Annotated in this window: 16 protein-coding genes; 7 read left to right on the plus strand and 9 right to left on the minus strand. The window is 34.9% G+C overall.

The genetic code is table 11. The features are described from left to right. Position 1: 1 nt before the first annotated feature. Positions 2-1,108: an aminotransferase class I/II-fold pyridoxal phosphate-dependent enzyme gene (locus ACM39_RS08450; RefSeq protein ID WP_048510592.1), complete on the minus strand. Its 1,107-nt coding sequence runs from the start codon at positions 1,106-1,108 to the stop codon at positions 2-4. Then, positions 1,101-1,718 (minus strand): hypothetical protein, encoded by a 618-nt coding sequence (locus ACM39_RS08455; RefSeq protein ID WP_048510593.1) that lies wholly within the window; start codon positions 1,716-1,718, stop codon positions 1,101-1,103. The genes ACM39_RS08450 and ACM39_RS08455 overlap by 8 nt, the downstream gene beginning before the upstream one ends. Before the next feature lie 66 nt (positions 1,719-1,784). On the opposite strand from ACM39_RS08455, the gene ACM39_RS08460 reads away from it, so the two are divergent. The 6 genes from ACM39_RS08460 (at position 1,785) to ACM39_RS08485 (ending at position 12,738) form a co-directional block, all read left to right on the plus strand. Next, entirely contained in the window at positions 1,785-3,266 is a 1,482-nt protein-coding gene (locus ACM39_RS08460) for a PLP-dependent aminotransferase family protein (RefSeq protein WP_048510594.1), read from the plus strand. 292 nt (positions 3,267-3,558) lie between these two features. Further along, on the plus strand, positions 3,559-5,790 hold the full coding sequence (locus ACM39_RS08465) for a TonB-dependent receptor (protein ID WP_048510595.1): 2,232 nt from the start codon (positions 3,559-3,561) through the stop codon (positions 5,788-5,790). Between the two features lie 196 nt (positions 5,791-5,986). After that, positions 5,987-7,504 carry a pyridoxal phosphate-dependent decarboxylase family protein gene (locus ACM39_RS08470; RefSeq protein WP_048510596.1) on the plus strand — a complete coding sequence of 506 codons (1,518 nt, stop codon included), beginning with the start codon at positions 5,987-5,989 and terminating at the stop codon, positions 7,502-7,504. Next, positions 7,482-9,905 (plus strand): GNAT family N-acetyltransferase, encoded by a 2,424-nt coding sequence (locus ACM39_RS08475; RefSeq protein WP_048510597.1) that lies wholly within the window; start codon positions 7,482-7,484, stop codon positions 9,903-9,905. The genes ACM39_RS08470 and ACM39_RS08475 overlap by 23 nt, the downstream gene beginning before the upstream one ends. Positions 9,906-10,072: 167 nt before the next feature. Next, on the plus strand, positions 10,073-11,419 hold the full coding sequence (locus tag ACM39_RS08480; protein WP_048510598.1) for a lysine N(6)-hydroxylase/L-ornithine N(5)-oxygenase family protein: 1,347 nt from the start codon (positions 10,073-10,075) through the stop codon (positions 11,417-11,419). Further along, positions 11,395-12,738 carry an MATE family efflux transporter gene (locus tag ACM39_RS08485; RefSeq protein ID WP_048510599.1) on the plus strand — a complete coding sequence of 448 codons (1,344 nt, stop codon included), beginning with the start codon at positions 11,395-11,397 and terminating at the stop codon, positions 12,736-12,738. Before ACM39_RS08480 ends, ACM39_RS08485 begins: the two co-directional genes overlap by 25 nt. 53 nt (positions 12,739-12,791) lie before the next feature. Here ACM39_RS08485 and ACM39_RS08490 read toward each other — a convergent pair whose 3' ends face one another. After that, entirely contained in the window at positions 12,792-13,973 is a 1,182-nt protein-coding gene (locus ACM39_RS08490) for a glycoside hydrolase family 88 protein (RefSeq protein ID WP_048510600.1), read from the minus strand. 83 nt (positions 13,974-14,056) lie between these two features. Next, positions 14,057-15,049 carry an SDR family oxidoreductase gene (locus ACM39_RS08495; protein WP_048510601.1) on the minus strand — a complete coding sequence of 331 codons (993 nt, stop codon included), beginning with the start codon at positions 15,047-15,049 and terminating at the stop codon, positions 14,057-14,059. A 191-nt stretch (positions 15,050-15,240) separates the two neighbouring features. On the opposite strand from ACM39_RS08495, the gene ACM39_RS08500 reads away from it, so the two are divergent. Then, positions 15,241-15,543 carry a hypothetical protein gene (locus ACM39_RS08500; protein ID WP_048510602.1) on the plus strand — a complete coding sequence of 101 codons (303 nt, stop codon included), beginning with the start codon at positions 15,241-15,243 and terminating at the stop codon, positions 15,541-15,543. 69 nt (positions 15,544-15,612) lie between these two features. Here the strand turns inward: ACM39_RS08500 and ACM39_RS08505 are convergent, their stop codons facing one another. From ACM39_RS08505 to ACM39_RS08525, 5 genes are read right to left on the minus strand one after another with little or no spacing between them, the layout of a single operon-like run. Continuing rightward, positions 15,613-15,981, minus strand: coding sequence for a response regulator (locus ACM39_RS08505; RefSeq protein WP_048510603.1), 369 nt, complete (start codon positions 15,979-15,981; stop codon positions 15,613-15,615). Between the two features lie 36 nt (positions 15,982-16,017). Further along, positions 16,018-16,590, minus strand: coding sequence for a chemotaxis protein CheB (locus ACM39_RS08510; protein WP_048510604.1), 573 nt, complete (start codon positions 16,588-16,590; stop codon positions 16,018-16,020). A gap of 13 nt (positions 16,591-16,603) precedes the next feature. Beyond that, a complete protein-coding gene (locus ACM39_RS08515; RefSeq protein WP_048510605.1) occupies positions 16,604-17,434 on the minus strand; it encodes a CheR family methyltransferase in 831 nt (276 codons plus the stop codon). Next, the gene (locus ACM39_RS08520) at positions 17,435-17,800 is read right to left on the minus strand and encodes a response regulator (protein WP_048510606.1); all 366 of its coding nucleotides are present in this window, start codon (positions 17,798-17,800) and stop codon (positions 17,435-17,437) included. 15 nt (positions 17,801-17,815) lie between these two features. Then, positions 17,816-21,427: a response regulator gene (locus tag ACM39_RS08525; RefSeq protein WP_048510607.1), complete on the minus strand. Its 3,612-nt coding sequence runs from the start codon at positions 21,425-21,427 to the stop codon at positions 17,816-17,818.

Below are 21,427 nucleotides of genomic sequence, written 5' to 3' on the forward strand. Positions count from 1 at the left end.
TTTAAATAAATTCCTTAATAATTTTGGTCAAACCAATAATTTCCTCTTCTGTATTAAATGAATGCAAACAAACCCTCAATCTTTCGGATCCTGTCCTTACAGTCGGACTATGTATAGCATATGTAAGAAATCCTTTATCATTTAGGGTTTCCTGTAATTTTTTCAGTTTTTCATTATCCGGGATCACAATAGCCTGAACCGGACTTTTTTCCGAAGACGGAGTTTTCAAATTCTGTTTTCGAAAAATTTCAATATTTTTTTGAAGTTTAATTAATAATTGTTTATTCAGCTTTAAGAAATCATATCCTGTTTTTATACTTATCCATTGTATATTTTGAGCAGAAGTTGTGTAAATAAAAGGCGAGGCAAAATTGACAAGATAAGATTTGATTAAATCACCACAAAGTATTGCTGCCCCGTGACTTCCCAAAGCTTTTCCGTATGTAACAACCGTTGCTAAAACTTTGCCTTGCAGTTGATGCTGATCAACTAGACCATGCTCAAAAACTCCAAAAGCATGAGCCTCATCAACAATTAGACTGGCTTTATATTTTTCTACAATTTCTGAGATTTCCTTAATTGGTGCAAAATCTCCTTCCATGGAATATAAGCTTTCAACAGCTACATAACAATATCCGTTTTGCCGTTTCAAAACCTGCTCTAAACTTTCTATATCATTATGTTTAAACTTCAATTTCTTAGCAAGAGACATCTTACAGGCATCATGCACCGAACGATGAATCTGCTCATCTACAATAATAATATCATGACGGGTTGGAAGCGCAGAAAATAAAGCTAAATTGGCATTATATCCAGAAGAAAACAGCAAAGCAGATGAATATTGATGTTCTTTTGCAATAAAACTTTCAATTTCACTTATTAATTTGCCATTTCCGCTTATCAGCCGGGAACCGGTGCTACCGGAAAGTAATTGGGGATTATCATTGATATTCTCTAATAATAAATTTTGCAATTCTTTACTTTTTGCAAACCCCAGATAATCATTCGAATAAAAATCAATTCCATCAGGCTGTATGCACAATTGTCTGAAAATCCCCTCTCTTTTTCTTTTGTCTAAAGCTTCCTGAAAATGAGAAAGATTATGCATATTCCAAAACCTCTTCCTGAATGGCAGCAATCCATTTTTTATACAATTCCTGCTCTATTTCCTGAATATTTTCTGCATGAATTTTCCAGTTATCAGAAAAACCGTTAAGCTGATTAATCATCTCTTCCAAATGACCTTCTTCTTCTACAATGATGGATTTCACCATAATTTTAGAAGAAAATTTCGTTAAAATATCCTGGTATACAGGATATAATTCATCTGCACGCACTTCAATTGCATAGGTTACAAAAAGATAAGCCGCATATTTTAATTCTTCTTTATTCAGCTTACATACTTTCTGAAGATATTTACAAGCTTTAATATCCAGAGAATGAAGATATTGCTTGGTTGCAATAGATGCTAAAAGCTCATTATTTTCATAAGTTTTGCAGTATTCCGGATTAAGCTTGCCAATTTGCTTTTTCAGATAAAAAGCATGACGATGCTCTTCCGCAGCATGTTTCAGCTGTATCAAATCGACTTTTGCAGGATGCTCACAAGCAGAAATTTTTCTTGCCCCGGCATTTTCCATGAATGAAAGCGTATTCAGCCATTTCGCATGTGATTCATCTCGTTGAACAATTCTTTGTAAAAGGTTGTAAAATTCCATTCTGTTTTTGTTTTGGTTCAAAAGTAGTATATTGCCGGATGGTTAATTGGTGCCAGTTTTAATATTATGGATAGTCCGGTTGAGATTCCTTATCAAAGCTTCATTAAAATCGATAGAAAATCTGAAGTTTCTATCTACATGCAAATTTCAAATCAGTTGATTAATGCTATTCAACGCGGTTATATTCCTTTTGGAACCAAACTTCCGGGAACGAGAACATTAAGTCAGATTTTAGAAGTTCACAGAAACACAATTGTTTCTGTTTATGATGAATTGTTTACCCAGGGTTGGGTGGAGAGCTTCCCTAACAGAGGTACTTTTGTTATTGGAAAAGACCAGGAAAAGCTATCAACAATTAAAAATTTCAACGAGAAAAATCTTGAAAACTATCCAAAAAAAACCGGGTTTACCTTTAAAACATCGAATATTTTAGATAATCCGTTCGAATATTCAAATTGTGAATATGTTTGGAATGACGGAATTCCTGATATTCGGTTAACTCAAGTTGATCAATATTCAAAAATTTACAGTTCCACGTTAAAACGAAGAGCTCATAAAATTGAGCAATATAACCATGACGGAAGTGAATTTTTTAAGAAAAATTTAGCTCAATATTTAAATTTATCAAGAGGATTGCCTATTTCAACGCATAATCTCCTCATCACCCGAAGTACAGAAATGAGTATCTATATCGTTTCTGAAATATTACTTTCTAAAGGTGATACGATTTTGGTAGGAGCACTGAGTTATTTTTCCGTAAACATGATTTTCCAAAAAGTGGGGGTAAATATTATTTCGATCCCAATTGATGAGGATGGGATTATTGTAGATGAAGTAAGGAAAATTTGCAAAGAATATAAAATCAGGATGCTGTATCTCACACCTCACCATCATTACCCTACTACTGTTGCCCTTAGCGCACAAAGGAGACTGGAGCTTCTCAACCTTGCTCATGAATTTGGATTTGTAATTCTTGAAGATGATTATGATTATGATTTTCACTATGATAAAAGCCCTATTTTACCTTTAGCCAGCGCCGATACGGATGGGATGGTTATTTATATCGGTTCTTTTGGAAAGTCTCTCGCTCCCGGTTTTCGCACAGGCTTTATTGTCGCTCCGGAAAACCTGATGATGGAAATGAGGAAATATCTGGGAATCATCGACAGACAGGGGGATATTTTGATGGAACATGTTTTGGGCGAAATGATCGCAGAAGGCGAAATCAACCGCTATTTAAAAAAATCATTGAAAATTTATCAGGAAAGGCGGGATTATTTTTCAGCTCTGCTGAATGATCAGCTTAAAAATTTAATTCAGTTTGAAAAACCATCGGGAGGTCTTGCCATTTGGATGGAATGGAAAACTCCGATAAACCTGATGCAATTAAGTCGAAATTGTGCTCAAAAAAGCCTTTTTATTCCCAAAACGTTATTATACCAAAATAAAAATCTGACGGCCATGCGGTTAGGCTTCGGAAATTTAAATTTTGAAGAGATGGAAAAAACTATCAATATTTTTTCAGAAAATGCAAAATCACTCACCTAGCTATCAATTTTGGGGATTATAATTTATCTGGAAAAACAGTAATTACTACTAAAACTATGAATTAATATTATATTTTTGTTAATTCCCAAATATTTTTATCGAATGCTTATTCTCATTTTGAGACTGCTTATTTTATACACTCACACAGGGTTAACCGTTTGCACTATTCCATTAACAAAGGGTAAGATTAACCCAAATTCACCCCAATTTGAATTATATGACAAATATCATTTTGAATTTTGTTTAGAGAATAATTTATATTTACAGAATTATTTTTAATTATTCTAAATAAATGAAAAGACAATACGCACTTTCAATCTTATTGCTGGCGACTTTAACAGCAAATGCTTCTGCTCAAATTAAGCAAGACAGTATTACAACCAAAGATATCAATGAAGTCATTATGGTATCATCCCGCTCTCCAAAGCAGATTAGTGATATTCCGGGAACAGTTTGGGTGATTGGCGAAAAAGAACTTCAGACCCAAATAAAAGGCGGCGCCGGATTGAAAGAAGTGTTAGGAAATATGATTCCGGGGTTCGATTTTGGAAATCAGGGTAGAACAAATTATGCCCAAAATATGCGCGGCAGAAACGTCTTGGTATTGCTCAACGGAATTTCTTTAAACAGTACGAGAGCTTCCAGCAGACAATTTGATGCCATTGATCCTTTCAACATAGAAAAAATAGAGGTTCTTTCTGGTGCATCTTCCATTTACGGGGGAGATTCTACGGGAGGAATTATTAATATCGTTACGAAAAAACCAGCTTCAAATAAATTAGCATTCGAAACATCAGTTGGATTAAAAAGCGGTTTTCATAAAGACGATTTAGATAAAAGAATTGCCCAGTCTATTGAAGGCGGAAGTGATAAAATGAAGTTCAGATTAGGAGCTGCTTTCACTCAAAATGAAGGAGCTTTTGATGCTAATGGAGATCAGATTATTACTGATGTAAAACAGGCTGATTTTCAATACAACCGTTCAATTGACATTCTGGGCGGAATGAGTGCAAAACTAAGTCCAAATCAAGACTTGAGTTTAGATTTACAATATTACAATTCACAGGTCAGAAACAAAAAATGGCTTTCTTTTGGTCAGGATTTTGTGGGATTTACTACTAAAAATCCGGATTTAATCAATGTTTTAGATGGTACTGATTCTGATATAGTTCCAAGGACGGAACGTTTTATGGCAAATCTTCAGTACAATGCCCGAAATATTTGGGGCGGCCAGGATTTGCTTTTACAAGCTTACGGAAGACGTGAAGAAGTAGATTTCGGGGCATCTTTTGCAGAAGTTCCGAAACCACCGGCTGGGATCACGCTTCCGGTTTTTCTTTCTTCGGCGAGAGGAAATACTGATATTTACGGAGCAAAATTAGTGGTAAACAAAAAATGGGAATCATTCAATTTTACGTATGGAGTTGATTCTGATTATGAAAATTTCACAGGAGACCAAGCCATTTTTAATCCCCAAAAAAGTGCTGAATCCGGAGGCTTAGTAAACAAAACCGATACTTTTGTCGGAAGATATCCTGATACAAAAATTTTCACTTTATCGGGATTCATTCAGGCCGATTGGAATATTACCAAGCAATTAATCCTTTCCGGAGGGGTTCGTCAACAGTTTATTAATGTAAAACTTGACGATTTTGTTGGATTTAAAGAACAGGTTTATATGCATTTCGGATATGGAAATTCCGCGGATGCAGTGAAAGGGGGTAAAAATAATTATGATGTAACATTACTGAATGCAAGTCTGCTGTATAAAATCACTCCTTCCTTGCAAACCTGGTTTAGCTTTTCTCAAGGATTTGCTGTTCCAGATGCCGCAAAATCTTACGGTTTCGGAAAATATCAATTGGATAATAACCGTTGGAATATACTAAACAGCATGAATATTGCAGAACAGCCTTTGAGTGGAATTAAAACTGATCAAATGGAACTGGGTTTCAGGCACAACAGAACTTCAGATGCAGGATTCTACGCTCAGGGTTCCTTTTTCTATGCTCTTTCCAACAAAACTTTGAAAATTGACAATGCCGCTTTCACGATTTCTTTACTCGATCAAAAATTGAGGAACTACGGTTTTGAAGGGGCTTTAGGGTATAGATTTGTTCAAGGCTTGGAATTAGGGGGAAATGTTTTATTAATGCAATCTGAAACAGAAACTATTGATAAGGGTTGGCAAAATCAGTCAGTATATACAACAAATCCGTCCAAATTCATGGTGTACACAGGATGGAATGCAAAAAGATTTTCATTAAGGCTTCAAATGCAAAACTCTATGAACTATACAGATTTAGCAGATATGAAAATCACAGGTTATACCCTATTTGACTTTGTTGGAGATGTGAAATTAAACAAGGGAACAATCAACTTTGGAGTACAAAACATCTTTAACAAACAGTATACTACCATTTGGGGACAGCGCTCCGTATTTTTCTACGGAGCACCTGAAAAAGCTTTTGCTTATCAGGGCCGAGGAACTACATTTTCTGTAGGATACACGATAAATTATTAATTATTGTAAATATTTTTAACCATTAAGATTCTATTAAGGAGTTACGTTTAATTAAGATTAAGTCATACTGATTTCACCTAAGTGAAAGCAAATTTAATATTCTTAAGTTCTTGATAAAACCTTGATGGTTTCAAATTAAAATTTAAATAAAATTCTAATCAAAAAGTAAAAAGAAACACAAAATCCCGTATTTTTTATGAACACAGTTATTACCGAACATGCGGTTTCGGAAAGGGAACTCCTTTTCCCAAATCTGGAAAATTTATTCTGTGATATCAATATTCACGAATATCAGAATGCGATGCAGAAAGCACAGGAGAGTGTAGTTGCATTTCTAGAAGACAGCAATCAGCCTTTCAGTGGAGTTTCCCCGAAAGAGCTGAGAAAACAGTTTGAAAATGTCAATCTCAATGATCTTCCGCAGAATTATGAGGAAGTTTTTGAAGAAGTCAGAACACTTTATACACAGCATGCAATTGCCTTTCATCATCCAAAATACGTTGCCCATCTCAATTGTCCGGTTGTGATTCCGGCTGTTGCTGCGGAAATGCTTATTAGTTCCATCAATTCTTCCCTTGATACATGGGATCAAAGTGCAGGTGGGACATTGATGGAGCAAAAACTGATTGAATGGACATGTAGCGAAATTGGCTACGGAAAATCATCCGATGGAATTTTCACAAGCGGCGGTTCCCAGAGTAACCTGATGGGAATGCTTTTAGCGAGAGATTATTATTCTATTAAACATTTTAATCATAATATCAAGAAAAACGGATTGCCGGAAAATGCCCATCGTTTCAGGATTTTTGTTTCAGAAATGGCCCATTTCAGCATTCAGAAAAGTGCTTCGATTTTAGGATTGGGCGAACAGGCAGTTGTAAAAGTGAAAACCGACCGTTCTTTTAAAATGAACAGTATTTTATTGGAAGATGCCATTCAGAAAGAAATTGAAAACGGAAATATTCCGATTGCTATAGTTGCTACAGCGGGAACAACTGATTTTGGAAATATTGATCCTTTGACTACTATTTCAGCCATTGCAAAAAAATATCAAATGTGGTTTCACGTAGATGCAGCATATGGTTGCGGATTGCTGCTGACGGAGAAGTATCGCCATTTAATCAACGGAATTGAAGAAGCAGATTCTGTGACAGTTGATTATCACAAATCATTTTTCCAGCCCGTAAGCAGCAGTGGATTTTTGGTAAAGGACAGAAGTTACTTCACTATAATAACACATTACGCAGATTATTTAAACCCGAAAGATCATGATGAAAATGAGATTCCTAATCAGGTCAATAAATCAATTCAGACAACCAGAAGGTTTGATGCTCTGAAACTTTGGTTTACACTGCGAATTATTGGTAAAAAAGGATTGGGAAGTTATATTGAAAGGATTATTCACACAGCTCGTCAAGCTGCTGTTCTTCTGGAAAATGATCCGTATTTTGAAGTTCTGAACAATTCTGATATTTCCGCACTGGTTTTCAGATATTCAGCAGATCCTTTCAAAACTTTTGATTTAAACAGAATCAATACTTTCATCAAATCACAACTCTATAAACACGGAAATGCCCTGGTTGCAGGAACAAAAGTAAACGGACAGTTTTATTTAAAATTCACCATTCTAAACCCTTTAACAACCATCGGAGATATCCAAACAATTTTAACTACCATTAAACAATACGGAAATGAATACATTGAAGTCAATTAATATACAGGAATACGCAGAAAAGATAAACTATACGGCTCTGATCAACTGCTACATGAAGGAATTTACCAACTGGAGCCGTTATTTGGGAATCCCGAAATACGATATTGCTATTGCAAAAAATCTGAGAAAAACTCCAACAAATCTTCACATCAGAATAGATTTTTCTTCGATTGGGTGTGATATTTATATTCCTGTTACTTATTTTTCGGAAAGCGGAAGACATCTTTTTGATTTTCCGGTTCTGAGAAGAATTTTAGAGACAGATGAAGTTGCTGAGGTTGATATTTATGGATTTATGGCTTTAACGGCAGAGTATGCTAAAAATAGTTATCAGAATATCGATGCCTCAACAGTCATGGAACGATTGAATAACAGCATTGAAAATCTTTCAACTTACCTGGAATATTTGGTTGAAAATAATAAATCTGCCAATGACCTGGAAATGTCTTTTATAGAAGCAGAACAGTCGCTTATTTTAGGACATATTTTGCACCCTGTTCCAAAATCAAAACAAGGTTTTAATCAACAGGATTTACTTGTGTATTCTCCCGAAACATCAGGAAAATTTCAGTTATTTTATTTCTTAATCAATCCTGAAAATATTGTAGAAAAAAATGCGGATGGAGAACTTGTTTCCCAAAGGTTAGGTGAAAAAATATATCCGCTTTTAAATACTGAACATAAAAAATTGTGGGACAAATTTCCGGATTATCAAATTGTCCCGATGCATCCTTGGGAAGCAGAATATTTGTTAGCTCAGGAAAATGTTCAAATCATGCAGGAACAAGGAATTCTCTTTGCTTTAGGACATTACGGAGAACACTTCACTCCTACTTCTTCTGTAAGAACTGTTTACAGCGAAACCAATAAATGGATGTTTAAGTTTTCTCTTCATGTGAAAATTACTAATTCTGAGAGAATTAATTTATACCCGGAGCTTCACCGTGGATATGATATCAGCCAGTTATTAAAAACAGATTGGGGAAAAAATTTACAAAAAGATTTCCCCGAAATTGATTTCATGGTGGATCCCGCTTTTATTGCTGTGAAATTTAATGATAAAATCATTAACGGATTTAATATCAGCATCAGGCGAAATCCCTTCTATGGTGAAAATAAAAACAAAAATGTAACGCTGTTGGCGGCTCTTTGCCAGGACGGTATTTTGGGACAGCCTTCAAGGCTTCAGAATATCATTGTAAATACAGCCAGAAATCTTGGTTTATCTGTAGAACAGGTTGCTTTGGATTGGTTTAAGCAATATCTCCATATTTGTGTAAGACCGATTGTCGGAATTTTAAATAAGTATGGATTAGCTTGTGAATTCCATCAGCAGAATGTAATGATAGAACTTGACAAAAATAGTTTTCCGGCGAAAATTTATTTCAGGGACAATCAGGGCTTTTTCTTTAGAGAAGGCAGAAAAGAATTGGTTTCCAATGCACTTCCGGGAATTGCCGGTGAAAGTCAGTCGATTATTGATGAAGAATCTCTAGCACCGAAATACACCTACTATTTGGTGACAAATAATATTTTAGGGGTTGTTAATGCTTTGGGATGTAATCAGTTGGCAGATGAACGGAAATTAATCAATTTGGTTTATAAAGCATTCAAAGAACTTGAAAATGAGGATGAAACCGGATTGGTAAGCTACATCATCAATAAAAGAAATTGGTATACCAAAGGGAATTTAATTACTAGTCTTCAAAACATCAATGAAGCAAACGAAAATTTAGAATATCCTGCCGTTTTCTTAGATACCCCGAATCCTTTAAACAAATATTTTTTTTCGAATAAACTAATTAAGCCTGAAACCAAAGAAACCGTTTATTCAAGATACTTTGAAGAAGAAAACATAAATATCAGCATTAGGCCTTTCGACATTGAAAAAGATTTTGAAATGATCCACGAATGGTTTAATATGGAACACGCAAAACCTTTCTGGAAAATGGATGGTCCGAAAAGAGACTTAGAACTTTGGTTCAGAACAATTCTTCCAAGCGATGAGCAGCACAGCTTTATAGGCTATGTGAATGATGTTCCTCAATTCAGCTTTGAACCGTACTGGCCAATGAGAGATATTGTAGGGGCTTACTATGAAGCACTTCCGACCGACTATGGAACTCATTTTTTTGTTGCTGAAACTCAAAAAGACAAGAAGTTTTCTTTCCAATCCTTTCAGGTTGCTTTAGATTATATTTTTATGCTTCCTGAGGTTGGGAAATGTATCGGTGAAGCATCTGTTGATGCAGTTCCGACGGATAGAATCATCACAAAATTGGGTTACACTCGGGAAGGTGTTATTGAAATGCCCCACAAAACGGCTTATCTGACTTTCTGTACCCGAGAGGGATATTGGGAAAAATGTCCTGAGAGTAGATTGGAAGCGAAAAGTGTTTAATATTTAAAATAAACCATTAAGATTTTATTTAAGGAATTTGAAACTATTAAGAGATCTCTCCTTCGGAATAACATACATTCTATCATTCTGAATATAACTGAAAGTTTAGAAATGTAGTCAAAGATGAAGAATTTAACTCAAATCCTCGCCCTTTAAATAAAATCTTAATGGTTAAAAATCAAATTTCAAAAACAAAAACATTGGAAAATAATAAAATATACGATATCATCGGGATCGGAATTGGTCCTTTTAATCTTGGATTGGCAGCACTTTTAGAGCCTGTAAAATCTATTAATTCCCTTTTTTTGGATCAGGCAGAATGCTTCGATTGGCATCCCGGATTAATGCTTGATAATGCAACGTTGCAGGTTCCTTTCATGGCTGACTTGGTGACGATGGCAGATCCGAAGAGCCAATTTAGTTTCCTGAATTTTTTAAAGGAAACAGACCGTTTGTATAAATTTTATATCAGGGAAAACTTTTATATTTTAAGAAAAGAGTACAATCTGTATTGTCAGTGGGTTTCTAATCAATTGCAGAATTGTCTTTTTGGAAAAAAAGTTGAAAACATTACATTTGATAAAACCAGGGAAATTTACATCATTGAAATTTTAGATTTGAAAAATAACGATGTAAAAAGATATTATACAAAAAAACTGGCTTTAGGAACAGGAACCCAGCCGAATCTTCCAAAATTTATGGAAGGAAAAAATTATCCAAATGTAATTCATACTTCGGAATACCTTAATCGTAAAGATGACATTTTAAATTCAAATTCCGTTTCAATTATCGGTTCCGGACAAAGCGCAGCAGAAATATTTCAGGACCTGCTTCCGGAAACCAAAACTGATTTTAAAATGAACTGGTTTACGCGTCCGGACCGATTTTTCCCAATGGAATATTCTAAATTGACATTAGAATTAACCTCTCCCGAATACGTTGATCATTTTTACCAGATGCCTTCTGAAAAACGTAAAAATTTATTGGTAAAACAGCCTCCTCTTTATAAAGGAATAAATTTTGACCTAATTAACGAAATTTTCGATACGCTATACGAAATGAGTGTCGGAAATGCACCCTTGAATGTAGAATTAAAGCCAAGCTGTCAACTCGACAGCATTTATCCTGAAGGAAATTCTTATCTGTTAAATTTTACTCATGTTCAGGATGAAGCCACATTTACCCATATTTCAGATTACATTATTTTGGCAACAGGGTATAAATATAAAGAACCTGGTTTTTTAAAGGGAATCCACAGTATAATTCAAAGAACGGAAGACGGATTATTTAATGTAAGCCGTTATTATACAATTGATAACAAAGAAACCATTTTCGTTCAGAATGCAGAGCTCCATACTCATGGTTTTGTAACACCAGATTTAGGAATGGGTGCTTATCGAAATTCTATTATCATCAATTCTATTGCAGGAAAAGAAATTTATAAAGTAGAAAAGCGAATTGCCTTTCAACAATTTAACACTTCAGAAGTATGGACCGCAAAACATTCATCTTAACAGGTGATTTGAAAAAGGTCATGTGGGAAACTTCATGGCCTGCCATTGCGGCCATTGTTTTATATGGAATTAATAATTTTCTGGATGCTATTTTTGTTGGTTATTTAGTTAATACTCAGGCTCTCGCAGCAGTTGGAATGGCTTATCCGTTATCCCAGATTGTTCTGGGATTCGGAAGATTGGTCGGAACCGGGGCCGGAGCAGCAGTAAGTATCTGGATTGGCAAAAACGAAAGCAATAAATTATATAATTTATTCGGGAGTTTCAACTTTCTATGTATTTTTTTCTCTTTGATTTGCACAGTTCCGGCTTATATTTTTGCTAATGAATTGATGGCAATGATGGGAGCAAAAGGGAATTTACAAACCATAGCAGTTGAATATTTCAGAACAACATTGATTGGTACTATTTTCTGGATTTATGGTTTAGCCTTAAATATGTTAATCCGTGCTGAAGGCAAAATGAAAACCGCTGCTGTAATGATTGCTGTAGGATTAATTATTGATATTATTTTAAAGCCAATCTTTATTTCAACCTTAGGAATGGGCGTTTCAGGTGCAGCATGGGCAACAAACTGCGGTATGATTATTTATTCTTTACTTGGAATTTTCTATTACGCTAAAGGAAAAAGTTCTTTTAAAACAAACTGGAAATCATTATCTTTTCATCCTGAAATCGGAAAAAGAATATTAAAATTGGGACTTCCGGAAATGATTTTATCCATAATGGGAGTGATCCAAAGTATTATTATTTTTAATGCTATTGCAAGATACGGAACGGAAAATGACATCTCATTTTTCACAGTTTTGAATAGGTTTTTTTTGTTTTTACTGACTCCATTATTTGGTCTAATGCGTGGTTTACAGCCTGTTGTAGGCATTAATTTCGGAGCCGGAAATTATGTAAGAGCCGGAAAATTTTTGAAAACATATATTGTAGCCGGAATAGCAATTCTATTTCCTTTCTTTTTTGTGGCTCTCGTTTTTCCGCAACAGTTAATTGATTTAATGCTCCCCGGATATTCGGTAACTCAGCACCAGATTTTGGATTTCAGATTATTTTTTTCCGTTTTACCTTTACTCCCAATTACGGTCTTGGCGCTCTCCTATTATCCTGCTGTAAATGACAGTAAAAAGGCAAGTTTTCTGGTTTTCCTTCGTCAGATTATTCTTTATATTCCTTTAATGCTTATTCTTCCGTATTATTTCGGAGTGAAAAGTATTTATTGGGGTAGTGCTTTGATAGAAGTAACTGTAGGAACTATTACATTTATTATACTGAAAAAAGGCGTTGCTAAATCACAAACAATAGCAGCTTAATTTTTTATGAAATAAAAAGGTTTCGGGCAAATCTTCGATTTGCCCGAAACCTTTTATAAATACCAATCTTTATATCTTTTTAAAGCTTCCAGGAAATAATAATCTGCATATATCAACGGAACATCAATCTCAGAGTTCAATGGCAAGCCTCCGGTACTGTGCATCAGTAAGAAACCTCCATTTTCGCCTAATTTAGCCTGATATTTTTCAGAAGAGAGACTAATTATCATTTTTTGAGCAGAATTTATATACTTTTCTTTTTCCTTACCTTCCGTGTATTGTCCCAATTCCAATAAGGCTGAAGCTATAATTGCAGCCGCTGAAGCATCTTTCGGAACAGTCGGAATTTTAGGGTCATTAAAATCCCAATAAGGAATTTTGTCATCTGGTAAAGTGGGATTATTTAGAATAAATTTCGCGATATTTTTTGCCTGAATTAAATATTTTTCATCGTTTGTAAACCGGTACATCATCGTATATCCGTATAAAGCCCAACCCTGTCCCCGAGCCCAAGCCGAAGAATCAGAGTATCCCTGAAACGTTTTTTTTGCTAAAACCTGACCTGTATCAATATCATAATCAATCACATGATAAGAACTGTAATCCGGTCGAAAATGATTTTTCATCGTTGTATTGGCATGAGCGACAGCAATTTCGCTCAACTTTTTGTTTCCCCCATGTTGTGAAGCCCAGTTTAACATTTCAAGATTCATCATATTATCGATGATTACAGGACCTTTAAAATCAGCCATTTTATCCCAAGACAAAATAGCCTGCATTCCCGGACGGAACCTTGTTGAAAGAGATTCTGCCGATGTAAGAATAATGTCTTTGTATTTTGAATCCTTTGTAATTCGATAAGCATTACCGAAACTGCAAAACATCATAAAGCCCAAATCATGATCTCTTGTAAACGTCTTATTGGATTCTATAATTAATAACGATCTTTCTGCCTCTTTTTTTATTTCAGAATCTTTCGTCTGTTCATAAATCATCCATAACGAACCCGGGTAAAAACCTGAGCACCACCAAGTAATCTCTCTAGTAATAACTTTATTATCCTTGTATGACTGGGGCATTTTATCGTTCGGAACAGCTTTCATCAAATGTTTGTATTGCCTGGTTGCGAAATGAAATTCTTCATTGATCAGTTTTGACATTTCTTTTTTGCTTTGAGCATTAAAAAAAGTTGCCAAAATGGTAAAAGTTGCCATCGTGATTTTATGTAAGGCCATGTACGTAGATTATTCCGTACAATTTACTTAAAATTTATGATTTCAGTGGAAGAATTTAAGTTTATGATTATCTAAAATCTTGTTTATTTATTATTAGATTTCATTCTCAAAAACATATAAGTTAAGCCTAAACCAAGCCCTGCTAAAACTGCAATTTTAGTTTTTCTTGAAGGAACCGGCAACATGGTTTCACCGTAAATCCGATGAGGTTTTGATGAAGGTTCTAACACGTTACCCGAATCAGACGGTGCATTTTTTATTTTCATCATCAATCTCATTGCAGCTGAAGCTGTATTGATAATTGGTTTAGGAAATAATCCATAAACATTTTTAAGCATCATTGATGTAAAATCCGGAAACAAATCTTTTCTGGGATTTTTGGCTAACTCAACTATTTTTGCTGCAGTGTCTCTTGGATCAGCCGCAAACGGAGGAATTTTAAAATCTAAGCCCGAATATTTGGCAGAATGCATATTTCCCGTCGAGCGTTGAATTTGAGGATAAAGATTGCAAATGTGGATATCAGAAAAGTCAGAAATTTCACCATGAAGGCATTCCATCATTCCGCGAATACCGAATTTTGTAGCAGAATATACCGCACTGTACGGAGCAGGCATGAATCCGCCGATGGAAACATTATTGATGAGGATACCTTCATTTTGTCTTTTAAAAACCGGCAAAACACTATACGCTCCGTGCATGTATCCAAAAAGGTTAGTTTTAATAACCTGTTCGTTTAGCTCCATTGGGATTTCTTCAAATTTTCCGCTTGCCATTACTCCTGCATTATTTACCCAAATATCAATTCTTCCATTAAATTGAAGCGCTTTATTAGCCAAATTCTGAACATCCGAAGCTATCGATACATCCGCCGGTATACCAATTGCAGCAACGTCTAAATCCCTGCACAAAGCTACCGTTTCATCCAACGCTTCTTTTCCTCTGGCCGCAACTACAATGTTACATCCTTCTAACGCAAACGCTTCTGCTGTTGCTCTCCCTACACCACTGCTCCCACCCGTGATGACAACTGTTTTTCCTTTCAGGCTGTTTTGTACTTTTTCAATTGATTTCATTTTGTGATGGTTTTGGTTAATTACCTATAATCAACCTATTATTATGCCATAAAAATTAAGTTATTATCATTTTAAAATAATAAGTTAAATTTTTATACTAAAAAGTAATTTAGTTCATTATATCAAAAAATATAAATTCCAAATTGAATTTATGGCATAGATATTATTATATAATAAGTAAAGGACACAAGATGGAAAATATGCTAGAAAATAAAGATATAATCAATAGATATTTGGCTTTAAATATTAAAATACAATTCGATCTGGATTTTGATTTGAAAGATGAATATATCTTTACTCAAAATATCGTTTCAAAAAAAATGATTATAGCCACCACATTCAGTGATAAAATATTATTTAATCCTCAGATAAAAGTATTTTTGGCAGCTTTAATCACAGAGATTAATAACGGCAATTGTACTATTGAGAATATCAAAGACAGGTTAAAACATACCAAAGAGATGAACCTGCAACACATTAAAAAAATCGTCTAAAAATAAATAATCCCTACAATTTGTAAGGATTAATTTTAAACGTATTGAAAGGATTCAGCCTGATTGCTATCAAGCTTCCTGTAAATATTTTGCCACTTTTCCCTCTAAATCATCAAGGTTGAATGGTTTTGCAACATAATCATCAGCCTGAGCCTGCTCTGCCAAGGCTACAATATCATTATTTGCAGTTACATAGATAACCGGAATGTCCTTAAATTCCTCGTGACTTTTCAACAGTTTTGTGGCTTCTACACCGCCAATTTTAGGAATCCAGTTATCCATAAGAATCACATCCGGCTGATATTGTGAAACTTTTTCTATAATATCATGAGAGGTCTCCGAAATTTCAACCTGATAACCATTCTCTTCAAAAATGATGGTGATTACCTCTAAAATAGCCGTATCATCATCAAAAATCAAAATTCTCTTTTTACTCATATTAGTTATATTTAAAACCTAAGGTTGTTTATATTTTTACAGCTTATTAATATTATCCGCTAAATTTCCAGGGGTAATCAGCAAATCATAAGCAATTTCATCAGCGGCATGTTTCGGCATATATTCTACTTCAGCCGTTTCAGGATCTTGTATCCAGACTTTTCCTTTATTTTTTTTGATATATGCTAAACCCTCTACCCCGTCAGCATTTGCCCCCGAAAGCAAAATGCCAATAAGATTTTCACCATAGGTTTCTGCTGCGGATTTGAAAGTAACATCAATGGATGGCCGGGAATAATTCATCTTTTCCGAACAATCAAGAGCCATCATTTTCTTATTCTCAAACAACAAATGATAATCCGCAGGCACTACATATATTTTATTATTTTGAATTTCTGTTTTATCTTCAATCTCAACAACTTCAATAGATATAAACTGTTGTAGTAAAATCTGCAAAATATTATTGGAATAGGCCTTACGATGCACTACCAACAAGATAGGGAACCTAATTTTTTCTTTTAATTTTTTGAGCATTTCCAGAATCACCTGCAGACTTCCCGCAGATCCTCCAATAACCACCAATTCTGTATTTGTGTTCTTTGCTTTCATGGGCTAAATGCTATTAATTATGCTCTACTTTTTTCCAGATGCGCTGCTCATCTACCTGATGATAATTTTTATCCAGCCTGGAAAACCTCAGCGTTTCTTTTGCTCCTAAGGCCAAATATCCCAGATTTTCAAGACTGTTATCAAAAAGTTTAAAAACGCGTTCTTGCAATCCTCTATCAAAATAAATTAAAACATTTCTGCATATAATTAATTGAAAACTGTTAAAAGAACTATCTGAAACCAAATTATGAGTTGATAATATTAGTTTTTCTTTTAAACTTTTATCAAATCTTACACTATCATAATTTGCCGTATAATAATGTGAAAAATCTTTTTTACCTCCCGAAAGCATATAATTTTCAGAATATAATTTCATTTGCTGTAACGGAAAAACTCCGGCTCGGGCAGTTTCTAAAACCGAAGGATTAAGATCTGTCCCATAGATAAGTGATTTATGGTAAAGATTAGCTTCTTTTAACAAAATCGCAACCGAATAAGCCTCTTCTCCCGTTGAGCAACCTGCAACCCATATTCTAATCAATGGATACGTTCCTAACTGTGGTAAAATTTTTTCTCTTAACGTTTTAAAAAAAGCCGGATCACGGAACATTTCAGTAACATTCACCGTAATTTCTTCTACAAAACGTTTCAGATATTCAGGATCATTCATTAATGTATATCTTAACTCCGCAAAACTGGTAAACCTGTCGAGCAGACAAATCCGGTTTATCCTGCGTTTAAAAGAAGCCCTGCTATATTCTGAAAAATCATACCCATACAAATCATAAACATCTTTTATCAAATATTCTACCTCTTCATCTTTTACGATACTTGGTTCTAACATTTATGAAAGTTTTTCTATTGCTAAGATTAGTTGATCTACATCGATTGGTTTTGATACGTACCCCTGCGCTCCTGCATCAAGGCATTTCTGGCGGTCTTCCGGCATTGCCTGTGCAGTAACCGCAATCACAGGAACCCGGCTGACCAAAGGCATATCTTTGATTATTCTGATAGCCTCATAACCATCCATTTCCGGCATCATCATATCCATCAAAACAATATCTATTGTATTATCTTCTTTTAATATCTGAATAGCTTCCTGAGCCATTGTACAGCTTACAATCTGATAACCGCGTGCTTTTAAAGTAAGTTTTAAAGCAAATATATTACGTGGATCATCATCCACAATTAAAATTTTCTTATTCATCAGAACTTTAGCTGTTTAACTTTCATATAACCAAACTCTTAAAAGAGACAATAACTGATCAATATCTACCGGTTTCGAGATATAATCTGACGCTCCTGCCGTGATACATTTTTCACGTTCTCCAATCATAGATTTTGCAGTAATAGCAATGATCGGAAGCCTTTTAAACATTGGCATTTTCCTAATTTCTTTTATCGTCTCATAGCCATCCATTTCAGGCATCATCATATCCATTAAAATCACATCAATATCCTGATGCTCTTTGATTTGCTGCAATGCATGTTTCCCATCCATCGCAACTACTACTTCTACTTTATATTTTTCTAAAGCTTTGCTTAACGAGAAAATATTTCGAACATCATCATCAGTAATTAATATTTTTTTACCACTTAAAACCTCCGTTAATGACCCTAAAACTTTGTTTCTTGCCATTTCTACCGAATTGTTTTTCTCTTCAACTAAATGTAAGAATAAGCCTACTTCATCCAAAATCCTTTCATAAGAATGAGCTGTTTTTACTACAATAGAGTCAGCATATTGCTTAATTTTTTGTTCTTCAGTCTTTGACAAATTACGTTCCGTAAAAATAATAATCGGTAGATTCTCTAAGCCTTCATAGCTTTTAATAGACTCAATGATCTGGTATTCATTCCCTCTGGAAGCCCCGATATCCAGAATCACACAGTCAACCTCAGCCGAAGTCAGGGCTTTCACGCTATCTTCAACATTATTTTCTACCGATAAAGAAATATTAAAATTACTTAAAAAATAAGATAATGCACTGGCATGCTTAGCGTTATCCTCCACTATCAAAACTTTTTGCGGAGACTTCAGAAGAGCTTCTTCAATTTTCTTAAAAACGTCTGTCATTTTATCCAAAGCAAGAGGTTTATTAATAAAATCAATAGCCCCTTTCATCAGACTTTCCCTTTCCACCTGAAGCACAGACATCATATGTACCGGAATATGTTTTGTAGCAGAATTTGATTTGAGCTCATCCATTACTTTCCAACCATCTTTCACCGGTAACTGTACATCCAGTAAAATAGCTTTCGGATGATATTGAACCGCTGCAGACAAAGCATGATCTCCTCTTACTACAACCACTCCTTTATAACCGTTAATTCGGGCGTATTTCAATAAAGCTTTGGCGAAATTTGTATCATCTTCTACAATCAGAATTACTTTATCCTCTTCTGAGATTGCCTCTCTGTCATCTGCTACATCTTCCGGAATTTCCAATATCTCGTAAGGCAATACCATCTCTGATTCTCCATCTTCCAGAATATTCTGAATCTCTTCTACATCTTCACGGATAACATCAACCAAATGCTGATCTGTTTCATTTTTACCGGTTTGAAAGGTTGGATTTACAGGGATAGTCAAACTAAATTCACTTCCTTCATTTACCTTGCTTTTCAAAATCAGCTCTCCCCCCAATAATCTTGCAATTTCGCGGCTGATCGACAATCCCAGACCTGTTCCGCCAAACTTACGTCTCGTTGATCCGTCTGCCTGTTGGAAAGCTTCAAAAATAATTCCCTGTTTCTCCTCCGGAATGCCTATTCCTGTATCTTTTACACTGAAAATAACAAAATTCCTATCTTTTGGATCTTTCTTAATATTTAAAGTAATGCTTCCTTCCGTGGTAAATTTTGTAGCATTTGACAATAAGTTGCGTAATACCTGATCTACACGTAAGCGGTCTGTTTCAATCGTTTTTTCTACATCATTTTCTATCTCAAGATTGAATTCTATTCCTTTTTCACGGAGAACAGGATTAAATAAATTCTTTAAATCTTTAACGATATCATCGATTACAACATCCTGGTACTCCAGTGTCATCTTACCGGATTCTATTTTTGCCAGATCCAGGATTTCATCAATAAGAGTTAATAAACTGCTTCCCGAACTTTGAATCACTTTTGCAGATTCTATTTGGTCTTCATTTAAATTTTCATCGGGATTTTCTGCCATCAGACGCGAAAGAAGTAAGATTGAATTTAAAGGCGTACGAAGCTCATGAGACATATTCGCCAAAAATTCTGATTTGTATTTTGTACTTAAAGCCAATTCTTCTACTTTTTTCTGAATCTCATTATTTCGTTCAGCAATCAAATGATTTTTTTCTTCTAAAGCTCTTGAGCGCTCTTCTAACTCAGCATTTGCCTGCATCAATTCTTCCTGCTGAACTTTCAGCTCTTCTTCTGAAGCCTGTAATTTTTGAGTCTGAGCTTCTAATTCTGTATTAAGATTTTCCAGTTCGGAATGCTGCACCTGCAATTCTTCTGATTGAGCTTGTGTTTCTTCCAATAATTGCTGTTCTTTTTCACGACCTTTTGCCGCGCTTAAAGCAATGCCGATATTTCGGCTGCATTCAGCAAAGTAGTCAACTCTTTCTTCTTCAAAATTTAAAGTTGAACCTAATTCCAACACTCCAATACAGTAATGATCGGCTATGATTGGTATTAATAATATCCCGTAAATCTGAATTGTACTGCTTGCAAAAGTTACTACAAAATCATCTTCGTGCAGATTATTGTAAACCGCCATCTTTTCGCTGACAAAAGTCTGACCTACCATTCCTTCTCCAGGCTCGAAAGTCTTTTTCATATTGCTCTCCAGCCCAAAAACAGCATTCAGCTTTAATAAGCCTTCATCAAAAAGATAGATAGATCCGTTAATGCAATTTCCATATTCTACAAGCTGATTTAAAGATTCTTTGGTAACCTCTTTTACAGATTTGTTTCCAACTAAAGATTCATTCAATAAAGCAAGTCCTTTCTGACGCCAATCACTCTTATTAATTTTATCAAATGATTTTTTCAGTGAGTCTGTCATATTGTTTAATGAATCTACCAAATCACCTAAATCATCCTGTGAATTATCAACGGCTTTTTGGCTATAATCACCATTCGCTACTCTATTGGCAATCTGCTGAATAGCGCTTACACGCCTGCTGATTTCTAAATCTTTTTTTCGTAATTCTCTTTCAAGCTTATCTCTACGTACTATATCAGCACGTAATTTTATATATAAAAATGTAGTAACAACAATGGCCGCAATCGCAGAAAAAATAATGAATATCACCGTTGTATTTGATGATCTGTTAAGATTATTATTTTTCTTATCAAGCTGATTTTCTTCGTACTGTACAAAATCACGAACAATCTGACGGCATTTATCCATATACATTTTGCTCAACAACATCTGTTGCTGGGTCATCACAATACCTTTTTTCCTATTTTCGACAAATTGTTTTAAATTATCAATATTTCCATTGACATTTTTTTCAAGCTGATTGAGTCTGGCGAGCTGGCTTTCATCTGAAATATCCAAAGATTTTGCCCGCTCTATTGCCTTGGGAAAATCCTTTAAGCTGCGATAATAAGGTTCTAAAAAATTTTCCCTTCCTGTTAATTGATAGCCTCTGTTTCCTGTCTCAGCATCTAACAGAGAAATCAGTACATCCTTTACTGCAGTTATCGATCGTCGGCTTTTAGACAGGTCTTCGCGATGCTCCATCTGGTTTTGTATACTCAAATAAGACGCGACAGAGCTTGCTATTAAAATCAGTAAAGAAAGGCCTACTCCAACTTGAAGATTTCTAATGATTTTTTTCGGCAT

Origin of the sequence: Chryseobacterium sp. FH2 (assembly GCF_001045455.1) — a bacterium.
GTDB lineage: Bacteria > Bacteroidota > Bacteroidia > Flavobacteriales > Weeksellaceae > Chryseobacterium.

Coding starts and splice junctions, on each gene's coding strand:
- ACM39_RS08470 (WP_048510596.1), top strand. CDS start 5,987: ATGAACACAGTTATTACCGAACATGCGGTTTCGGAAAGGGAACTCCTT.
- ACM39_RS08450 (WP_048510592.1), bottom strand. CDS start 1,108: ATGCATAATCTTTCTCATTTTCAGGAAGCTTTAGACAAAAGAAAAAGA.
- ACM39_RS08475 (WP_048510597.1), top strand. CDS start 7,482: ATGAATACATTGAAGTCAATTAATATACAGGAATACGCAGAAAAGATA.
- ACM39_RS08480 (WP_048510598.1), top strand. CDS start 10,073: ATGGTTAAAAATCAAATTTCAAAAACAAAAACATTGGAAAATAATAAA.
- ACM39_RS08505 (WP_048510603.1), bottom strand. CDS start 15,981: ATGAGTAAAAAGAGAATTTTGATTTTTGATGATGATACGGCTATTTTA.
- ACM39_RS08495 (WP_048510601.1), bottom strand. CDS start 15,049: ATGAAATCAATTGAAAAAGTACAAAACAGCCTGAAAGGAAAAACAGTT.
- ACM39_RS08500 (WP_048510602.1), top strand. CDS start 15,241: ATGGAAAATATGCTAGAAAATAAAGATATAATCAATAGATATTTGGCT.
- ACM39_RS08485 (WP_048510599.1), top strand. CDS start 11,395: ATGGACCGCAAAACATTCATCTTAACAGGTGATTTGAAAAAGGTCATG.
- ACM39_RS08510 (WP_048510604.1), bottom strand. CDS start 16,590: ATGAAAGCAAAGAACACAAATACAGAATTGGTGGTTATTGGAGGATCT.
- ACM39_RS08490 (WP_048510600.1), bottom strand. CDS start 13,973: ATGGCCTTACATAAAATCACGATGGCAACTTTTACCATTTTGGCAACT.
- ACM39_RS08465 (WP_048510595.1), top strand. CDS start 3,559: ATGAAAAGACAATACGCACTTTCAATCTTATTGCTGGCGACTTTAACA.
- ACM39_RS08515 (WP_048510605.1), bottom strand. CDS start 17,434: ATGTTAGAACCAAGTATCGTAAAAGATGAAGAGGTAGAATATTTGATA.
- ACM39_RS08525 (WP_048510607.1), bottom strand. CDS start 21,427: ATGCCGAAAAAAATCATTAGAAATCTTCAAGTTGGAGTAGGCCTTTCT.
- ACM39_RS08455 (WP_048510593.1), bottom strand. CDS start 1,718: ATGGAATTTTACAACCTTTTACAAAGAATTGTTCAACGAGATGAATCA.
- ACM39_RS08460 (WP_048510594.1), top strand. CDS start 1,785: ATGGATAGTCCGGTTGAGATTCCTTATCAAAGCTTCATTAAAATCGAT.
- ACM39_RS08520 (WP_048510606.1), bottom strand. CDS start 17,800: ATGAATAAGAAAATTTTAATTGTGGATGATGATCCACGTAATATATTT.